At 62.8% G+C, this 18883-nt stretch carries 15 protein-coding genes and 1 tRNA gene; 5 read left to right on the top strand and 11 right to left on the bottom strand.

The window, feature by feature from the left end:
- Positions 1–150 precede the first annotated feature (150 nt).
- Positions 151–1965, top strand: coding sequence for an ATP-dependent nuclease (locus X907_RS03490; RefSeq protein ID WP_127565658.1), 1815 nt, complete (start codon positions 151–153; stop codon positions 1963–1965).
- 27 nt (positions 1966–1992) lie between these two features.
- Here the strand turns inward: X907_RS03490 and X907_RS03485 are convergent, their stop codons facing one another.
- A complete protein-coding gene (locus tag X907_RS03485) occupies positions 1993–2655 on the bottom strand; it encodes a recombinase family protein (protein WP_127565657.1) in 663 nt (220 codons plus the stop codon).
- Between the two features lie 297 nt (positions 2656–2952).
- Between X907_RS03485 and X907_RS03480 the strand changes: the two genes are divergently transcribed.
- On the top strand, positions 2953–3198 hold the full coding sequence (locus tag X907_RS03480; protein ID WP_127565656.1) for a hypothetical protein: 246 nt from the start codon (positions 2953–2955) through the stop codon (positions 3196–3198).
- 1020 nt (positions 3199–4218) lie between these two features.
- On the opposite strand, the gene X907_RS03475 is transcribed toward X907_RS03480, so the two are convergent.
- The 7 genes from X907_RS03475 to X907_RS03445 form a co-directional block, all read right to left on the bottom strand.
- Complete coding sequence (locus X907_RS03475; protein ID WP_170175446.1) at positions 4219–5568, bottom strand: DUF6538 domain-containing protein; 1350 nt, start codon at positions 5566–5568, stop codon at positions 4219–4221.
- Between the two features lie 108 nt (positions 5569–5676).
- Positions 5677–5753: transfer RNA gene (locus X907_RS03470), tRNA-Met, on the bottom strand.
- A 115-nt stretch (positions 5754–5868) separates the two neighbouring features.
- Complete coding sequence (locus tag X907_RS03465) at positions 5869–7905, bottom strand: methyl-accepting chemotaxis protein (RefSeq protein ID WP_127565654.1); 2037 nt, start codon at positions 7903–7905, stop codon at positions 5869–5871.
- 85 nt (positions 7906–7990) lie between these two features.
- On the bottom strand, positions 7991–8323 hold the full coding sequence (locus X907_RS03460) for an energy transducer TonB (RefSeq protein ID WP_127565653.1): 333 nt from the start codon (positions 8321–8323) through the stop codon (positions 7991–7993).
- 143 nt (positions 8324–8466) lie between these two features.
- On the bottom strand, positions 8467–9303 hold the full coding sequence (locus tag X907_RS03455; RefSeq protein ID WP_127565652.1) for a tetratricopeptide repeat protein: 837 nt from the start codon (positions 9301–9303) through the stop codon (positions 8467–8469).
- Positions 9304–9344: 41 nt separating this feature from the next.
- The gene (locus X907_RS03450) at positions 9345–10199 is read right to left on the bottom strand and encodes a hypothetical protein (RefSeq protein WP_127565651.1); all 855 of its coding nucleotides are present in this window, start codon (positions 10197–10199) and stop codon (positions 9345–9347) included.
- Positions 10200–10226: 27 nt separating this feature from the next.
- Entirely contained in the window at positions 10227–11429 is a 1203-nt protein-coding gene (locus tag X907_RS03445) for an acetyl-CoA C-acyltransferase (protein ID WP_127565650.1), read from the bottom strand.
- 210 nt (positions 11430–11639) lie between these two features.
- Between X907_RS03445 and X907_RS03440 the strand changes: the two genes are divergently transcribed.
- Both X907_RS03440 and X907_RS03435 read left to right on the top strand, forming a co-directional pair.
- Positions 11640–12479 carry a glycine/sarcosine N-methyltransferase gene (locus X907_RS03440; RefSeq protein ID WP_127565649.1) on the top strand — a complete coding sequence of 280 codons (840 nt, stop codon included), beginning with the start codon at positions 11640–11642 and terminating at the stop codon, positions 12477–12479.
- On the top strand, positions 12469–13311 hold the full coding sequence (locus tag X907_RS03435; RefSeq protein WP_127565648.1) for an SAM-dependent methyltransferase: 843 nt from the start codon (positions 12469–12471) through the stop codon (positions 13309–13311). Before X907_RS03440 ends, X907_RS03435 begins: the two co-directional genes overlap by 11 nt.
- 191 nt (positions 13312–13502) lie before the next feature.
- On the opposite strand, the gene X907_RS03430 is transcribed toward X907_RS03435, so the two are convergent.
- Both X907_RS03430 and X907_RS03425 read right to left on the bottom strand, forming a co-directional pair.
- On the bottom strand, positions 13503–14426 hold the full coding sequence (locus tag X907_RS03430; RefSeq protein WP_127565647.1) for an SDR family NAD(P)-dependent oxidoreductase: 924 nt from the start codon (positions 14424–14426) through the stop codon (positions 13503–13505).
- A 146-nt stretch (positions 14427–14572) separates the two neighbouring features.
- The gene (locus X907_RS03425) at positions 14573–15355 is read right to left on the bottom strand and encodes an enoyl-CoA hydratase/isomerase family protein (protein ID WP_127565646.1); all 783 of its coding nucleotides are present in this window, start codon (positions 15353–15355) and stop codon (positions 14573–14575) included.
- A gap of 194 nt (positions 15356–15549) precedes the next feature.
- Here X907_RS03425 and X907_RS03420 point away from each other — a divergent pair, with 194 nt between their 5' ends.
- The gene (locus X907_RS03420) at positions 15550–16194 is read left to right on the top strand and encodes a MarC family protein (RefSeq protein WP_127565645.1); all 645 of its coding nucleotides are present in this window, start codon (positions 15550–15552) and stop codon (positions 16192–16194) included.
- 8 nt (positions 16195–16202) lie between these two features.
- Here X907_RS03420 and X907_RS03415 read toward each other — a convergent pair whose 3' ends face one another.
- Positions 16203–18776 carry a bifunctional aspartate kinase/diaminopimelate decarboxylase gene (locus X907_RS03415; protein WP_127565644.1) on the bottom strand — a complete coding sequence of 858 codons (2574 nt, stop codon included), beginning with the start codon at positions 18774–18776 and terminating at the stop codon, positions 16203–16205.
- Positions 18777–18883 lie beyond the last annotated feature (107 nt).

The following is an 18883-nucleotide window of genomic DNA, read 5'->3' as shown; positions in this document are numbered from 1 at the left end:
GTGGGGCATCGTCGACCAGTTGTCCACCTGCTTCTGATCACTGGGCGTCGTTGAGGAGACGTTAGTCGCAGTTCTGAAGACATTTTTGATCACGCTGGCGGCGACGTCTAACCGCTGTTAACCTCGACTTGGCAATCGCAGGGGGTGGGCATGCGCCTTTCTAGTATTCGGGTTCAGAACTTTCGTTCGATCCGTGATAGCGGCACTATCCGAATTGAGCCGTTACAAGCTTTCGTTGGCGAAAACAACTGTGGGAAAAGCAACCTACTGAAAGCCCTACAATGCTTCCTCACTAGCGGTGCTGGTGGCATGGCTGCTGACGACTTTAACGATGTGAATGCCTTGTGCGCCATCGAGTGCGAGTTCTCAGAGTTAAGCGAAGGAGAAAAGCGACGGCTGCGTCCATACATCATCGGCGACAAGGTAGTCTTGCGGAAAGAACTGCATGTCCAAGAAGATAAGGCTCGAGGCAGAACAACCGTAAGGTCAGACTACCACGGCTACCAAGCGGAACCGCGTGACGAATGGCTGTCCGTGAAGAAGCTGAGCGCGGGAGACGGGAGGCCGAAGTGGCAAGAAATTGCAAAAAAAAATGGGATACTGGAATATGTTCAAGGTACTGACGGCAAGGTAAATAAGGCAAGCTACGAAGCTGGATTGAAAAGATATTTAGAAGAAAATGACGTTGAGTATGACGAACCGGAACTAGGGGAAACCCAAGCCCTAGGCCTGCCTCAAAACTTACTTTCAGCTTTGCCGGAAATCTATCTGCTACCCGCTATTACCGACTATTCGGATGAAATTGATCGGCGCTCCTCGTCAACAGTGTTCCGTCGACTGATGGCCGATCTATCAGAACGCATTATAGGGAAGGACCCCCGTCACATAGAGCTAGAGGAAGCGCTTGAACGTGTGCGTGCGCTTCTCAATTTCTCGAGCGATGAAGGAGCGCCGCGCCGCTTGGAGGCTCTCAGCGCGGCTGAAGTCTCTCTTCGTGACGTCATGAAAAAGCTGATGCCAAGCGTGGCCTCTGTGAAGCTGGAGGTGCAGGTCGAGGCTCCCAAAGAGATTTTTGGGCGGGGCGTTGCAATTAGGATCGATGACGGCGTCCTAACTGATGTCCTCGACAAGGGACACGGGATGCAGCGCAATGTAGTGTTCTCCCTCCTCCAAATGTTGATTGATGGCGCGCGGCTTCGAGACGGCGACAACCACCGGCCTATAATCTTGGCAATCGAAGAGCCGGAGTTATACATACACCCACAAAGCCAGCGGCTCATATTTCGCGTTCTGCGCGAGTTTGCTGGTTCGGAAGATGACGACGCTGGTTCGGGCGTGAGCGATCAAGTAATTTATACCACCCACTCGCCGTCTTTTGTTGAAGTGTGGAACTATCAACGCATAGGCATTGTATCAAAACCTGATGCCAGGACTGGAACGATAGTAACGCAAGCCGCTCGGCTCGTTCTTGGTTCACCTGAGGACAGGAAGTCATTTAAAACCCTGACCTCGTTTGGATTGAAGCATAATGAGGTATTTTTTTCTCGCTATGCCATCATTGTTGAAGGACCCGAAGATGAAGTGGGGTTTATTGCGACCGCAAGGAAGTTGGGGATTATTGAAGAACTTCCCGATGAGATGTCGGTTTCGATAATTGTGGCCTCGGGCAAAGGTGATGTGCCTAAGTTTCAACGTATCATGAATGCTTTCGACATGAATTACTCGGTTCTACTTGAAATGGACGGACACAATGATGCCGAACCGAAAAACGCTGCGATTTTGGAGCAGCTAAACGGTAACCGTGTTGCGCGTTTACCAAACAAGCTCGAGGACCTACTTGGACTGCCGCACCACTTCAAGGATCAGCACCACGCCAAACAATTTTTCTCTGAAGCCATGAATATCAACGCAGCGATGGAGCAGATAGTCCGCGACCTACTCCCGTTGCCAGAGCCTGAAGCGTAAGGTGGAAAATGGCAGAGTGTCTCTCCCTCACGCCGCCTCCAGCCTCGCCACCACGCGGCTCACGGTGTTGGGATGCCAGCGCCCTCCGCCTCGCGTCTGGACGCCAGCGGCGTTGAGGGCCTCAGCGATCTCCCGGAGTGTCGCCCCGCGCTCCTTGAGCGGCTTCACGATCCCCTCGACGGTCTCAGCGAAGGCATCGGCCTTGGCACGCTTGGCCGCGTTGATCTGGGCTATGTTGCCCCTGTCGCCCCCCAGCTTCACGCCCCGCGCCTTAGCGGCAGCTAGGGCCTGCTTCGTGCGCAGGGAAATGAACTCCCGCTCTTGCTCTGCCAGCGCGGCGTAGATGTGCAGGGAGAACTTGTCCGCGTAGGGCATGGACGCCACCCGGAGGTTCACACGCTTGTCGTCCATGATCGAGGCGATGAACGAGACCTTGCGGCTGAGGCGGTCGAGCTTGGCGACTAGCAGGGTTGCCCCCCGGCTGCGCACTAGGTCCAGCGCGGCCTGTAACTGAGGCCGATCATCCCCCTTGCCGGAGAGTACGTCCGTGAACTCCCCGATGACCTCGAAGGGCGTCTCCGCGTAGGTCTCCAGAAACAGGGCAATGTCCCGGTCCTGCGCCTCCAGCCCTAGGCCAGAGCGGCCTTGCTCTTCTGTGGATACGCGGCGGTAGATAACGAACTGGAGCATGGCCCCTGCCTCCCTCACGGCTGACTGTGAGAGGGCTTCTAGCATCGTTCTGTTACGGAATGCAACGTTGGTTGTGTACGTAACAATCGGGAATGCCGAGGCCTGTGCAGCTCTGCCCGGCCTGTGCCGCCGCTAGGCCCTCCCAGCGCGTCTTTAGGCCATACAGGGGCCGCGCCAGAGACGCTCGCCACGTCGCGATGAACGGGAGATAGCTCATACAGCTCAACGGCTTGACCGTTACCGGCCTGCGTCTAGCGTGGCCTCTCAGGCTGCGTATCAACGAAAGGAACGCCACGCATGGACACACTGACAGACCGGGCCTTCGCGATGGCCAAGGCCGGGCAAGGGGACGGGGCGGCGATCACAGCCCTCCGTATCGAGCTGGCCGCACAGGCGGGCAGAATTACCTCAGACATGGACCGGCTAGAGCTGGCCAAGGCCGGGATAGCGACTGACCTCGACCGGCTGGCCGGGGAGCTGGACCCTCTCGACGCGGCCTTGATGGCTCTGGACCGGCTGGCACAGGGGACGGGAGCCGACTGAGGCCCTCGCCTTTCTGGCTGGCTTTCTGACAGGGTGGCGGGGGGGGGTGATGGCCTCCCCGCCTCCTATCAGACGGCCCCTCAGATTTTTCTACCAGAATGCGCCGGGGAGTTTCCGGGTACCCCCGCGCCTTCCCCTGCCATCACAGGGCCGGAGCCGTGACTTTGCGCACTGCATGACCCACATGGGTCACTTCGACGCCTCCAGCCCTTGTCTGACTGGCGCTAGCGGGCGCATGACACGCCCCTACTCTGTGGTCAGAGGGGAGAGGCTATCGCCTCCTTCATCGGCAGGGCCTCCTAGCGGCTGTCGCTGCGTATCCACAGGACGTCCCAAGGCAGTCTCAGCCTAGGTCCTGTGGTCTGCGCAGAGCCTGCGTAGGGGGTGGAGAAAAGGGTAGTAGGCTATCGCCTCCTTCATCGGTAGTGCCTCTGAGAGACCTCTGAGGGAAACCTAGGCGCATACCTAGGCTGTCTCTAAGACGTCCTAGAGACGTCTTAATGACCTTCTTAGGGAGGTATCTTAGGGAGGGACCTTTCCACTAAGTGTCGCTTTTGGATTGCCGTGTAGTCTCAGGGACTTACCAAGGCGTCCTATCGACGTCCTGTGAAGCCCCCTCGGCGTCCCTTCCACAAGGTCCAGGTATGCGCCTAGGCTTCCCTGCGGCATCTCTGTGCCGCCCTAACCGATGACGGAGGGGACGCTCCCAACCCGGTCCTCTCTGTCGTGGTACAGCATCGCCGCAGCGTTCCCTCAGATGCCCTAGGAGCGCCTTGAGAAGCGCTGGCACTCGCACCCCCTAGCGCCGGTTCGCGCCGCTGTGTGGACGTCTCAGGGCCTCGCGTGACACGGGGTGACGGCAGAGGCAAAACCCCCGCCCCTCAGCGCCCCCTGTGGACCCACATAGCCCCCGCATCGCGGGCATGCACGGGAGGGCCGTCAGGCGGCCTCAGGAGGGCGTTGGGACGGTCGCGGTGGCGGTGGCTTAGGGAGAGGCGCTGGAGGCGCTGTGCGGGGCTTCTAGGCGGTCTTGTGGACGCTGCCCTTTCCGGTGGCCATGCCCTTGCGCGCTAGCTCTAGGCGCTCATCCCACGCCAGCGAGTTCAAGGTGTCCCGTAGGCTTTCGACCGCCACCTTCCCCCCATAGCGCCCGTAGGTCATACCCGTATGCTTATGGCCCGCGATCTTGGCCGCTGTAGCCTCTTGCACGCCAAGTTCGTGAAGGCGGGAGAGGAGCGTGTGCCGGAAGCTATGCAGGACCTTCTCGCGTCCCTTGAACCCCAGTCCCTGTTTCAGCTCGGAGAACCTGTTCGACACGCTCTGCGTAGACCACGGGTCTGCCACCCACGCCTTCACGTCTTCCCGCAAAGCGTCCGGGCAGGGTATCGCGCGCTCCCCGGCGTCCGTCTTTGTGGCGTCGCGGGAGATCACCAGCCAATCGTTCTCAGCGTCATACCGCATCCCCGCAATCTCCTTGGCACGCTCGCCAGTATGAAGGGCGATACGGATAACGCGCGGGAGCTTCTCGCCAGCTTCCCCCGGAAGTGCCTTGGCCGCGTCGAGAAGGCGCACGATCTCCTCTAGGGTCCACACGTCCCGCTTCAGCGCGTCCTTGGTAGGCTCGAAACGGATGCCGCTCCAGATCGCAGTGTCCAAGTCGAGGTAGCTCCAAAGGGCGGACAGGGCAGAGCGGTGGTTGTTCACTGTCTTGCGGGAGAACCCGGACCCGTCCTCTCCGCCTTCCTCTGCGAGCCATTGAATGAATAGCCGGGCGTCCGTCCGTGTGACCTGTTGAGGCAGGGGCAGCTTGGCCTGCGCTGTGGAGAAGAACCGGCGATACTCTCGCTTGGTGCCATCCGTAAGGCGCGCCTTGGCAAGCCATCGTTCGCCAGCGACGGCTATCGGGAGGTTGCCCCTCAGGGCCTCAAGCTGCGTCCCGAGCCGCTCGCCTTCCTTGGTCTCCTCAACGAAGCGGTCCCGTAGCTCATCGAATGCCATCCCGTTGCCGTGCGTGTCTATCAGCCCCTCACGGCGTCCCCACGCCCCTGCCGCGTCATCAAGCTGGTCTTCGAGGCGACTAGCGAGAGTGGGAACCGCTGGCGTCACCATCCCGCGCTCAACGGCGCGACGCTCCATCTCTGCATCGGCCAAGAGGCTCTCAATGCCGCTTGGATTGCCGACGCGGCGGATCAAATCCCACTCCCGCTCCAGCTCCCGCAAGCGGGCATCTCGGCGCTGCCTTGCCAAGCGGACATCGGCGGTCCTGAGGCTCTCCTCAAGCCACTCCCGGCCTACCTCCTCGCGCACGTCGAGAGGTACCCGTTTACGGAGCTGCCAGACCTTCCCCCGCCGCCTCATGTGGTGGTTCATAATGCGATACCTTGGCATCCTCACTCCAAGCCCTTGTGGGGCAGTTTGTGGGACACCTCAAGGCTGGAAAGCTGAATAAGTTCAGAGATATAATGACTTAGGGAAAAGTGGTAGCGGGAGAGAGACTTGAACTCTCGACCTCAGGATTATGAGTCCTGCGCTCTAACCAGCTGAGCTATCCCGCCACAAGGGGGCTACCCGTTGCCGTGAACCGGCGGTTCACGGCAGAGGCAGCGGATATACGCAAAGGCCGGGGCAGAGGCAAGCGCGCGCACTCACCTGCTTTCAGCGCCCTTCAGATCACGCCGCGCGAACGCCTTCCAGGAAGCGGGCGACCGCGGTGCGCAGCGTGCCTGCCTCCTGCGTGAGACCGTGGGAAGCTTCGTTGACTTGCGCGGCGCACTGGCCGGTTTCAGAGGCTGCGGCGTCAACACCCTGAATGGCCTGAGAGACCCGGCGCGCGCCGCCGGCCGCTTCCTGCGCGGAGCGGGTGATCTCCTCGGCTGCGGCCCGCTGTTCTTCCATGGCCGCCGCAATCGCGGTGGAGATCTCGTTCATCTCGCGGATGACCGTGCCGATGGCGGTGATGGCGCTGACGGCCTTGCCGGTAGCACTCTGAATGCCATTGACCTGTTCGGAGATGGAGCCGGTTGCCCGCGCGGTCTGCTCGGCGAGCGTCTTCACTTCGGACGCCACCACCGCAAAGCCCTTGCCGGCCTCCCCTGCGCGCGCCGCCTCAATCGTGGCGTTGAGGGCCAGCAGATTGGTCTTCTCGGCAATTTCATTGATGAGGCGCACGACGCCATCGATCCGGCCTGCGGCCTCGCTGAGCGCGGTTACATCCGCGCTGGCACCGGACACCTCGTCCGCCGCGCTGCGCGCAATGGAGGAGGAACGTGAAATCTGCTGGGCGATCTCGGCAATCGAGGAGGTCATTTCCTCGGCTGCCGCGGCAACCGTGTCGACATTCTGGGCGGCCAGCACACCGGCTTCGTTGACCTCGGCGGTCTGACCGGCCGCGCTGTGCGAGCTTTCGGTCAGCGCGTTCGCCGCCATTTCCATCTCTCCGGCGGCCTGCGATACAGCCTCAAGAGCCCGCCCGGAGGTGGATTCAAACTCCTGCACCAGAGCCTCGATCGCCTTCGTGCGCTGTTCCCTCGCCGCGCGCTCGGCCTCGCTCTGGCTGGCCAGACGCAAGCGCTCGATCTCGTTCTCGCGCAGGACGGCAACGGCACGCGCCATGTCGGCAATCTCGTCCTGGCCCTCATCATCAAGCGCCTGTCCGGTATCGCCTGAGGCGAGCGCGGTCGTTGTGCGCGAAATACGCGTCAGCCGGCGCAGCAGATTGCCATTCACGTAGATCCAGCCGATGACACCAGCGATGACAACCGCCCCGATGGCCATGACGATGAGCAGGATCTGGCCCGACAACACGGCATTATAACCGTTGGAACGGGCAGATTCGGCCAGTGCGTTGGCATCGGCGACAACCTGTTCAATATCGACGGCCAGCATCGCGTGTGCGACGCGCGCATCTTCCACTGCGTCAGCCGCCGCGGTCTCGGACGCGATTTCGGTCCGGCGCAGCGCGAATACCCCTTGCGGGCCTTCGCCGCGCGAAATCAGTGCCTCGCTGGTCTGCGTGATCTGGGGCGTTGCCGCATCACCCAGAATGGCGAGATTGACGAGAAGCTCGTCCATGGCGAGCTCGTAGCGCGCCTCCACGTCGGCCACTTCATCGGCTGACAGGGCGCCATCCAGCTCGGCATACTGGGTCAGTATCAGGTTCAGATCGATGATGAGGCGCAAGAATGTCTCAAGCTCGGCCTGACCGGCGCTCTCAAGCGCCTCTTCCAGAGCCGAGACAGCCTGGGCGCGCTCGCTGATGGCCGCGGCAATCGCGTCGAGGCGTGCATTGCGCGCATCAAGATTGGCGGCCGTCGGCGCGTTCGCCGCTTCAACGCCGGCCGCAAGATCATCAAGCAGTTCGGTAAGGCTGGCCGTGCGGGCATTGTCCAGCCCCGCCTGGGACAGCCTGGTGACAGCATCGCCTGCCTGCCGGGTAAGGGTGCGAAGGCGCGCCTCGGATGCGGCCATATCGACGGTATCAACCGAGCGCGCGAACGCGGCCAGCTCGCCGGTTATCGCACTGCTGGCTGCCTCCAGCGAACCGGCTGCCGCCGCCATGGGCGCCGCTTCGTCTACCACTTCACCCAATGCGCCGCGCGTGCTCTGCAGGGCAATGACACCAGCCAGAGCTGCCGCCACCCCCACCAGTGCTACAAGGGCAAAAGCGCCGTTCAGCCGTGTCTGCACCGAGTGAAGGTTGAGCTTCATTTTAGCCCCCGTTAAGGTTAACGCCGCAGGCGCGAATAAAGGCGGCCGGGAATCACCCCTGACGCCGCCTTTTCAGTCTTAGGCGCTAGCCTGCAAACGCAAAGTTAAAGACCTGTTCCACGCCTTCGGTCGTCTCGTCAGCGGGCGCGTACTGCCATTGCTCGAGCGCGCGCAGCACGGCGCGGTCGAAAACGCCAGCCGGTGTCGCCTCGACGATTTCCACATCAGCGACCTGGCCTTCCGGCGTCACGTTGTAGCGAACAGAAACTGCACCTTCGAGATTACGGCGCTCGGCACCGCGCGGATACTCGGGAGCCACCACAGTGACGGTCTCACGCTCGTTCATTGCCAGTGCGGGAGCAACAAACAGACCCGACGCCAGTACAGCAGCCATGCAGACAGATTTCACGATTTTCATGATTTCACCCCAACCCTTTAGAGAACCGCTTGGATGCGGCCTTTGATGAACACCCAGCCAAGTCTATGCCCGGCAAGACGTGTTCTAGCAGGAATGGGTTTCCGTCAGTTTAACCGGCAAAACAAAACCGGCGCTGCCGGAGGCTAGCGTTGCTCTAGGCTTTGTGCGGCGCCGCGTGCGGCCAGTGCTTCGCCATCTGTGCGGGCACTATCGGCTGCTGTCTGGAACAAGGCAGCAGCGGCAGCGGTATCACCTTGCGCGGCACGCAGGCGGGCCAGCCCCAGCGCGGCACCGTAATGGCCCGGCTCGAAGGCCAGGACACGCTCGTAGAGCGTTTCAGCATCGGCCGATCTGCCGGAGGCGGCCAGACAATCACCGTGACCGGACATGGCCGCAAGATCCCAGGGAGTGTCGTCCAGCCGCGCCGCGCTCTGCTCACACGCGCCGCCCGCCGCCGTCGCCACTGCCGGAGACGTGGCGGGCGCATTTGGGGTGCTGGCCGTGCCTTGCACCGTTTCCGGCGTGCCTTCACTAGCGGGCGCCGCCACATTCGTATCCGGAGCCGTTCGGGCCGCCCCGGCACCAGCGCCGGCAACCGGGCTGAGGGGGACAGGGCTGAACGCCACACCGTCAAGCGACACCAGAATGCCGCCCTCTCCCAGGAAAGCCTGCGCTGCGCTCCACTGTCCTTCCAGCCGGATGACACAGCCGCCTTGCCCGTTGGCTGCCATGTTCAGGCGGCTTACCGGGCGTCCGGCAGGGGGAAGGATTTCTCGGCTTGCGCAGGCAAAACGCTCCAGCGTCAGCTCCAGCGCGCCGTCATCTGTCGCGGCGGAGTTTATGGACAGAGGCTGCCCCTCAAGAGCCAGCCAGAGGTCTGCAGAGCCCTCGCCAGCGCCGGCAAGCCACGCATCGGTGAGGCCGGCCTGCTCCGGCTCAGCCTGTGTCAGCGCAAAAAGGGCAAGGGCCAGTATCAACATGGAAAGTAAAATGGCGTGAGTCGGTCAATCAGCGCGAGCGTTCAACCGACGGGCGTGACAGCACACGCATCATGGGCCAGCGCGCCCAGCGTCTCGCCGTGCGCATCGCGGACACGTTCGTAGAGATAGCATCCTTCATTGCCAGCGGGCATCCGGCCCGGCAGGAAATAGGGATCACGTTCACCGGGCAGGGCCGGTTCGAGGTCGGAAACCGCGCGCCAGCGCACGGCCTCATGCGCGTAGGTGCAGTCAAACCGGCCATTGCCGGGATATTCAAAGCGCACGATCTGGCTGTCGCCATCGCGGTAGGCAAGGCTCACCCGGCGCTCGCCGGCGCCGCGCACATGAGCAAGGGCGGATACTGCGCTGTCTGCGCGGCACGCCTCGATAGCGGGCAGGAATTCGCCGATCTCGTGCGTCCAGCGTACATGCGGTCCGGTTTCGCGCGCACATCCCTCATAGGCGCGTCCGCCGACCTGCAGGCTGGCAAACAGTCCGTAGCGGGTATCACTGATGGCACACGGGCCTGCTTCCAGCGTCAGCGTAATCTCGCCATGCCGGTCCAGCCGCCCCTCATAGCGTTGCGCCCCATCTGCCAGCCAGGGCTCTGCCATGGTCAGGCGGGGCGTCAGAAGCGCGGCCGCGCCGGTATCAATGATGGTATCGATCTCCACCCCGCCATCGGGGGCTTCGTCGAACAGCATCTCGAGCATGAAGCCCGGTCCTTCAGCGATATAGCCGGAGAGTTCGGGGCGTGATGGCTGGCGCGGGGAGAAGTCCGGACCAGGCTGGATGGGCGAAAATGCGCTTTGCAAGCCGCCGGACGTGGTAGGAGCGCAGGCGGACAGGCCCGCCAGCAGGCACAACGCACCTGCCAATGCCGAAATGAACCGCATGCGCCCCTCCCTGTGTTTGCCGATAGGCTAGTATACCTCGAACAGGCCCGCTGCGCCCATACCGCCGCCGACGCACATGGTGACGACAACGTATTTGGCCCCGCGGCGCTTGCCCTCGATCAGGGCGTGGCCGGTCATGCGCGCGCCGCTCATGCCATAGGGGTGGCCGATGGAGATGGCCCCGCCATTGACGTTGAGCCGGTCATCGGGGATGCCCAGCTTGTCGCGGCAATAGAGCACCTGCACGGCGAACGCCTCGTTCAGCTCCCACAGGCCAATATCGTCCATTTTCAGGCCATTGGCTTTGAGAAGCTTCGGCACGGCATAGACAGGGCCAATGCCCATCTCGTCCGGATCAAGACCGGCCACCGCGATGCCGCGATAGGCACCGAGCGGGGTGAGCCCGCGGCGCTCGGCTTCTTTCGCTTCCATCAGCACGCTCGCCGATGCGCCATCGGACAGCTGGGAGGCGTTACCGGCGGTGATGAACTTGCCTTCCTTCACCTTCTGGCCGTTCGCGTGAACGGTGCGCAGGCCCTGCAGCCCTTCCAGCGTGGTGTCGGCGCGATTGCCCTCGTCCTTCTCCAGCTTGGTGTCGACGATGGAAATCTGGCCCGTGGCCTTGTCCATCACGCCCATTTTGGAAGCGAGCGGCACGATCTCGTCATCGAACTTGCCAGCGGCCTGCGCGGCGGCGGTGCGCTGCTGGGACTGGAGCGCGTATTCGTCCTGCGCGTCGCGCGAGATGTTGTAGCGCTCGGCCACGATCTCGGCGGTTTCCAGCATGGACATATAGAGATCAGGGCGGTGCTCGTTGATCCACGGATCAAACGCGCGGTGAATGTTCATGTGCTCGTTCTGAACCAGCGAAATGGATTCCAGACCGCCGCCAACCGTGACCGTCATGCCGTCGGAAATGATCTGCTTGGCCGCCATCGAGATCGCCATCAGGCCGGAAGCGCACTGACGGTCCACCGTCTGACCCGAAACGGTCGTGGGCAGCCCGCCGCGGATGAGGCACTGGCGCGCCGTGTTCTGGAAGGTGGAGCCCTGCTGCATGGCCGCGCCCATCACCACATCGTCGATTTCCTTCGGATCAACGCCGGAACGCTTCACCGCCTCGGCGATGACATGCCCGCCCAGCTCCTGGGCCTGGGTATTGTTAAACGCGCCGCGATAGGCACGGCCAATCGGTGTGCGGGCTGTGGATACGATGACGGCTTCACGCATGTTTCTGTCTCCTCGAAATCGTGTGCGGTGCCTTGATCGCCCGCATTCGCGCCCAGTCTTAGACCCTCAGCGCCGTGGATCAAAGCTTTCCATGGAGAGCGGTTACATTGAGTAGCCGGATCACCTATGGTGCCCGCGCTCACACCGTTCCGTCCCCCGCGCGACATGCTTTTCGAAGAGGGGGCAAAGCAATTTCAAGGAGGCCAGTCCATGACCGGCCCTGTGGAAACGCGCGTCCAGACCGGCGCAGAGCCAGAAGCCACCAAGCAGAACTACGGCGATGATCCCTTGAAGGTCAGGCAATCAGATCATTATCGCGAGGAATACATCAAAAGCTTCGTCGAGAAGTGGGACGAGCTGATCGACTGGGATGCCCGCGCCGAGAGCGAGGGTCAGTTCTTCATCGACATTCTGCGCGCACGCGGAAAAAAGTCCGTTCTCGATGTCGCGACCGGCACCGGCTTTCACTCCGTGCAGCTTCTCAAGGCAGGCTTTCAGGTCACCAGCGCAGACGGGTCAGCAGAGATGCTGGCCAAGGCGTTCGAGAATGCCCGCCAGCGGGGCCTGGTCCTGCATACGGCGCTGGCCGACTGGCGCGCGCTCAACCGGGACATTCACGGGCGCTATGACGCCATTATCTGCCTGGGCAATTCCTTCACCCATCTGCATGACGAGAATGATCGCCGCCGCGCGCTGGCCGAGTTTTACTCGGCACTGAAGCATGATGGCATTCTTATAATGGACCAGCGCAATTACGACGCGATCCTCGATGTCGGTTTCGACAGCAAGCACAAATACTATTATTGCGGGGACCAGGTCTCGGCAGCGCCCGAATATGTCGATGATAGCCTGGCGCGCTTCCGCTACGAGTTCCCCGACAGCTCGGTCTATCACCTGAATATGTTTCCGCTCCGCAAGAATTATGTGCGCGGTCTGATGACAGAGATCGGCTTCCAGCGGGTGCGCACCTACGGGGACTTTCAGGAAACGCACAATGATCACGACCCGGATTTCTTCATCCATGTGGCGGAGAAAAGCTATGCAAGGTGATCTGCAGCAGGCCGTGAAGACAGCTGAAACCTACTATGACAGCCATGATGCCGACCGCTTCTACGCCCTGATCTGGGGCGGAGAGGATATTCATGTCGGCCTTTATGACACCGATCAGAGCCCTATCGCCGAGGCGAGCGCGAAGACGGTGAGTCACATGGCCTCAAGGCTCGCCAATCTGAAACCCGGCGCGCGGGTGCTGGACCTGGGAGCGGGTTATGGCGGCGCCGCGCGCTATCTCGCCCGCGAGCACGGCGCGCATGTGACCTGCCTGAACCTGTCGGATGTAGAGAATGCGCGCAATCGCGAACTGACCGCCAGGCAGGGCCTGTCAGACCGGATCAGGGTGGACCATGGCGCGTTCGAGGACCTCGCCTACCCTGATGCCAGCTTTGACATTGTCTGGTCACAGGATGCCTTCCTGCATTCAGGCGACCGCGCGCGCGTTCTCAAAAACGCCGCGCGCGCGCTCAAATCCGGCGGGGAGATCATCTTCACCGACCCGATGCAGGCCGACATTGTGGATGACCCGTCGGCGCTGCAGCCGGTCTATGACCGCATTCACCTGTCCAGCCTGGGTTCCTTCGTCTTCTATCGGCGCACACTTCAGGCGCTCGGCCTGGAAGATGCAGGTTGTGAGGATATGACCGGCCAGCTGCGCACCCATTATGCCCGCGTGCGCGCCGAGCTTCTGGCCCGGCGCGATGAGCTGAAGGGTGAGGTGTCAGAGGCTTATGTGGAGCGCATGCTCGGCGGCCTCACCAACTGGGTGAAGGCCGCCGATGAAGGCCTGCTGGCCTGGGGCATCACCCATTACCGCAAACCGGGCTAGCTAGCATTCCTGTCCAGTCAAGTGGAAACCCCGAACAAACAACGATCAGGGGGGATCCACGGAGTCTCCCCCCGTTTACGGGGGGAGTGCCCCTGAAAGGGGCGAGGGGGGGGATTGTCGAAAAAAGGCTCCCCCCTCCGTCAGCTGCGCTGACACCTCCCCCGCAGGCGGGGGAGGAAACAGGCTGCCTTCTAGCCCAGCTTCACGCCGGCCGCTTCAGCTGCCTTGGCGATGAATTTCATGGTCTGCTGGCCACCCTGCTCGTAGGGTTCCTGACCCTTGGGATCGAGAATTTGCGCAAAATGCTTCGCGACATTTTCCGGTGTCTGTTCAGCCGGGGGCAGGAAGATGCCATCCGTCTCGTAGATGCGCGTGGCGGCATACCCGCCGGCGCCGGCGCACAGCACGGTGCGGCTCGGCGCGTCTTCGCTGACAAGGTAGACAAGGCCCGCCGTCACGCTCTCCACCGTCATCAGCTTGAGCGCCTCTTCCGGGATCAGACCCTCGGTCATGCGGGTGCGCGCGGTGGGCGATAGCGCGTTGACGCGGATATTGTTCTTCGCCCCTTCCAGATGCAGCACATTCATGAAGCCGACCAGGCCCATCTTCGCCGCGCCATAGTTGGACTGGCCGAAATTGCCATAAATGCCCGAGGATGAGCTGGTCATCACCACGCGGCCATAATTGGCCTCGCGCATAATGTCCCAGACAGCCTTGGTGCAGGTCGCCGCGCCCATGACATGGACGTCAAGGACAGCCCGGAAATCCTCCAGGCTCATCTTGGCGAAGCTCTTGTCACGCAGAATGCCGGCATTGTTCACCAGGATGTCGACCCGGCCCCATTTCTTCATGGTGCTGTCGACCATGTCGGCGACTTCATCGGCCTTGGTGACATTCGCACCGTGCGCGATGGCTTCGCCGCCCTTGGCCTCGATCTCGTTGACGACGGCTTGCGCCGCGCTGATCGAGCCGCCCGTGCCATCGACGGCGCCGCCCAGATCATTGACCACGACTTTTGCCCCGCGCGCGGCCAGCGCCAGCGCGTGAGAGCGGCCAAGCCCGGCACCTGCGCCCGTGATTATGGCCACGCGGCCGTCAAACCGGATATCGCTCATGGATCATCTTCCCCTGATTGTATTTGCAGCTCTTGCTCCGGCATTGCCCGAGCGGTTTTTGCTGGCGGGTATACCCCGCCCTTTTGTCCGGCGAAGCGAAGCGCTTTTCCTGCTGCGATGCAACAGGCAAAGGGAGCCGTGTTCGCCTAGTCCTTGCCAAACTCCGGCATGCGCTTTTCCAGAAAGGCCCGGTAGCCCTCCTGAAAGTCGGCGCTTGAGAACGCCTCCAGAAAGAGGGCGCGCGTCGCGTCGTCGTCCTCAGCCTGACCGGCTTCGACGAGTGCGATGAGCTGTTTGGTGATCCTTGCCGAGCTGGGCGATGTGGCCTTGAGCAGGCTGGCATAGGCCTCTACCTCGCCCGCTAGCCGATCTGCCGGCACCAGACGATTGATGAGCCCCGTCGAGAGCGCCTCCCCGGCATCCAGAAGCCGCCCGGAGAAGAGAATATCCTTGGCCACCGGCACACCGACTGCGCGGATCAGGCGTGCCGTGTCGTTGAGCGTATAGACGAGGCCCAGCTTGCCCGGCGTGATACCAAAGCGCGAGCCTTCGGCGGCGAACCGCAGGTCACAGGCAAGTGCCAGACCGCATCCGCCGCCCACACAGGCGCCCTCGATCATGGCAAGGGTGGGACGGGGAAAGGCGGCCAGAGTGTCCAGCGCCGCCGCAATGCTGCGCGAATAGGCTTCCGCCCGCTCCGGCGTGGCGTAAACCTCTTCAAACTCGGAGATGTCCGCCCCGGCCGCGAAACTGCCCCCCGACCCGCTGACCACCAGGAGACGCACGCCGTCATGGGTCAGCGCCCGTTCCAGCAGGACCGGAATAGCGCCCCACATCGCCCCATTGAGCGCATTGCGCTTGTCTCGCCGGTTGAGGATGAGGTGGGCGGTCGCGCCGCGCACCTCCAGGCGGATCGGGTCAGATTGCATGGGCTGAGCCTTGTTGCTTGGCGTTACCGAATAGCCGTGGCTGACCGCCCCGGCAATCTGCCAGCAGCCCCGCCTCCCGCTTTTTCACATAGCGGCAATGCGGTGATGATGGTGAGGCTGTCCTTGCATGGACCGGCGTGAGCGCGTAGTGGCAGGCGCATTGGAACACCCCAGTCACGGACGCCGCCAGGGCCATGGAACTTGAATTCTTCAGCCGGTTTATCGCTGCGTTGTTTGCGATGATAAACCCGCTTGCCGCCATGCCGGTCTTCCTGTCCCTGACGGCTGGAAACACCCCGCAGGCGCAACGCAAAATGGCCATTCAGGCGGCGATTGCCACGGTAATCGCCTGCTTTGCCATTGCGATTGCCGGCAAGTTCGTGCTGGGCCTCTTTGGCATTGCCATCGACAGCTTCCGTATCGCTGGCGGCATACTGCTCTTCACCATCGCGCTGACGATGATTTCCGGCGCGCGCCACACCTCCAGCGCCGGCACAGAGCGCGAGCGCGCCTCGCAGGAAAATATCGACAATCCGGCGATCTACCCCTTCACCATCCCGATGACGGTCGGCCCCGGCACGATCACCACGCTGATCATTTTCTCCGAGCAGGCTTCCACCAGCCCGGTGAAGATGGGGATGTTCGCAGCCGTGGTGCTGATCGTGGTCGGCCTGCTGCTGGCCGCCCTGCTGGTCGCGCCCTTCCTTGACCGGATGGTCTCACACAGCGCGCGCACCGTCTCCATCCGCATCATGGGGATCATCCTGGCCGCGCTGGCGGTAGAGTTTGTCATTACCGGCCTTCGCGGCTCCGGCCTGATCGCACTTAACGGGATATAGGCGAACGCCTACAACACCGCCTCGTCCGCCGGATCGCGCAGATTGTAGCGCGAGCTCATCACGGCGCCATAGGCGCCCGCCTCGGCGATCAGGATGACATCGCCCTCTCGCGTCTCCGGCATCAGCCGGTCGGCGCCCAGAAGGTCTGCGCTCTCGCAGATCGGGCCGACTATGGAGGCAAGACCCGCCGGGGCCTCGCCCAGCCGGGTGAGATTCACGATCTCATGGCGCGCACCATAGAGCGCCGGGCGGATCAGCGAATTCATGCCCGTGCTGATGCCGATAAAACGGGTGCCAAAGCTCATCTTCACCTGCGTGACGCGGGCCAGCAGCACACCCGCCTCGGCCACCAGATAGCGGCCCGGCTCCATCCAGAGCTCTACGCCGTCCAGCGCGCGTTTCACGCCCGCCAGCTCGCGATCCACTTCGGCAAGGTCGAGAATGGGCGCGTCCGGACTGTCCGGCACGCCCAGCCCGCCGCCGACATTGATGATGCTGACGCCGCCTATGCTGGATGCGGCCTCGCCCAGAATGCGGCCGATCTCGCGCCAGTGCCCGGCTTCGGTAATGCCCGAACCGGCATGAGCGTGCAGGCCCTTCACATTGGCGCCTGCGGCTTTGGCCAGCTCTGCAGCATGGCCAAGCTGTTCCAGCGGGATGCCGAACTTCGCCTTCGGGCCCGCGGTGCGTACATGCTCATGATGGCCGCGCGGACGGTCAGGATTGACGCGCAGAATGATGTCCTTGCCTGCAAACAGGTCCGGCCATTCGCGAAGCGGGTGAAGCCCGTCAATCGTCAGATGCGTGCCAAGCGCCAATGCGGCTTCGTATTCGCTGCGCGGGGCAAAGTTCGGCGTGAAGAGGATGCGGGCGGCGGGCAGATCGGGCAGGGTTTCGCGCACGCGCGCCACCTCGCCCATCGACACGCACTCAAACCCGATGCCGGAGGATTCCACCGTGCGCAACACATCGGCGTGCGGGTTGGCCTTCATGGCAAACCACGCCGCATCAACGCTTTGAAGGCCCGCGACAGCGCGCGCGCGTGCCTCGACGGTGGTCAGGTCATAGACATACCGCCCACCCGCATCCGGCGCCTGCGCCAGCAAATCCTCGCGGCGCGTTTCCCACCACGGTGCAGGACGCGCAGCCCCGGCCGCTTTGCCGGCGGGGGCGCTGATCTCGGCCCAGCTCGGCCCGAACACGCGGTCTTCCGGCATCTGCCCGATCAGGCTTTCATGCAGGCTCTTGGCCAGCGCCGCGCCATCGGCCTCGTCCACCACCACGGTGAAATTAAGATCGTTGGCGGCCTGGCTGACCAGATGCACGGGCTTTTGCTGGAAGGCCTCAAAGGCGGGCGCAAGCTGATGGAGGATGCGGCGTATGCCATAGCCCACCATTGAGACAGCCGCCTTGCCCTCCTCAATGCGTACCCGGCACAAGGGTGCCAGCGCTGCGCGCAGCATGTCGAGGCGCGCCGCATCGAGACCGGGATCAGGGTCCAGCGAGACGGTGACATTGGTCTCGGAGGTCGAGACCTGATCGACGGAAATCCCGCAATGCTTGAAGGCGGCAAAAATGTCGGCGAGGAAACCGGCCTGGCGCCACATGCCGGAACCTTCCATCACCACCAGACGCACACCCGTTTTCACTGACACGGCCTTCAGGCGCGGCGCGTCATCGCCGGGCTCGCCAGTGATACGCGTGCCGGGCAGGTCCGGGCGGAACGTGTCCTTCACCAGCATGGGAATGCCCGCGCGCCGGGCCGGGCCGACCGAGCGCGGATGGAGCACCTTGCCGCCCATCGTGGCGATTTCCTGCGCTTCCTCGTAGCTCAGTGCGGTCAGCATGCGAGCCCCGTCTGTCAGACGCGGATCAGCACTGAAGAGGCCCGGCACATCGGTCCAGATTTCCACGCGCGCCGCACCGGCCCGCGCCGCGAAATAGGCCGCAGACGTATCCGATCCGCCCCGGCCCAGCAGCACCGTGCCGCCCCCGGCGCGCGACGCGATAAAGCCTTGGGTCAGGATCACGTCATGGGGCGCAAGACGGGCAATCAGCGTATCGTCGCGCTCCTCGCTTACCGCATTGTCGAGCCAGCTGCGCGTCTCGTCGTGCGTGTTGGTGCCGGTCAGCACGTCGCGCGCATCAAGGCCTTCAGCCGCAACGCCCAGCTTCTTCAAGAGCGCAAGGCCAAGCGCGGACGCCATGAGTTCACCGAGCGCCATTGTCTCGGCGCGCACGCGCGCGCTCGCTTCGCCCACCAGCGCCATGCCGGCGGTCAGCGCGTCAAGACGGGTGAACCACGGGGCCAGTATCGCCGCGCCGTCCAGTCCTGCCTCCTGAGCAAAATCGAGATGACGCTGGCGGATCGCCGCAGCTGCCGCTTCGCCCTCGCCTGCCAGCGCCAGACCGGGGAGCGCTTCGAGCAGGTTGGAAATGCCCGAGAGGGCCGAATGCACGATCAGTACGCGCTCGCCATCGGCCAGGCGTTTTCGGGCCAGACGCGCAATGATTTCCCAGTTTTTCGGGCGGGCCACAGAGGTGCCGCCAAACTTCATCACGATTAGGGAACGCGCCGTCATGGGCTCTGCCTTGGTTCGACCGTCCGCACGACGCGGACACAAACCCCTTCCTTTACCGCTTATGCTGCGCTGCGCAACGGGCAGAGGTATTTGCACTTCACACGGTG

This window comes from Glycocaulis alkaliphilus (genome assembly GCF_004000605.1).
GTDB lineage: Bacteria > Pseudomonadota > Alphaproteobacteria > Caulobacterales > Maricaulaceae > Glycocaulis > Glycocaulis alkaliphilus.
Note: the sequence above shows the minus strand (reverse complement) of the source record. Positions and strands in the feature narration are given on the sequence as shown.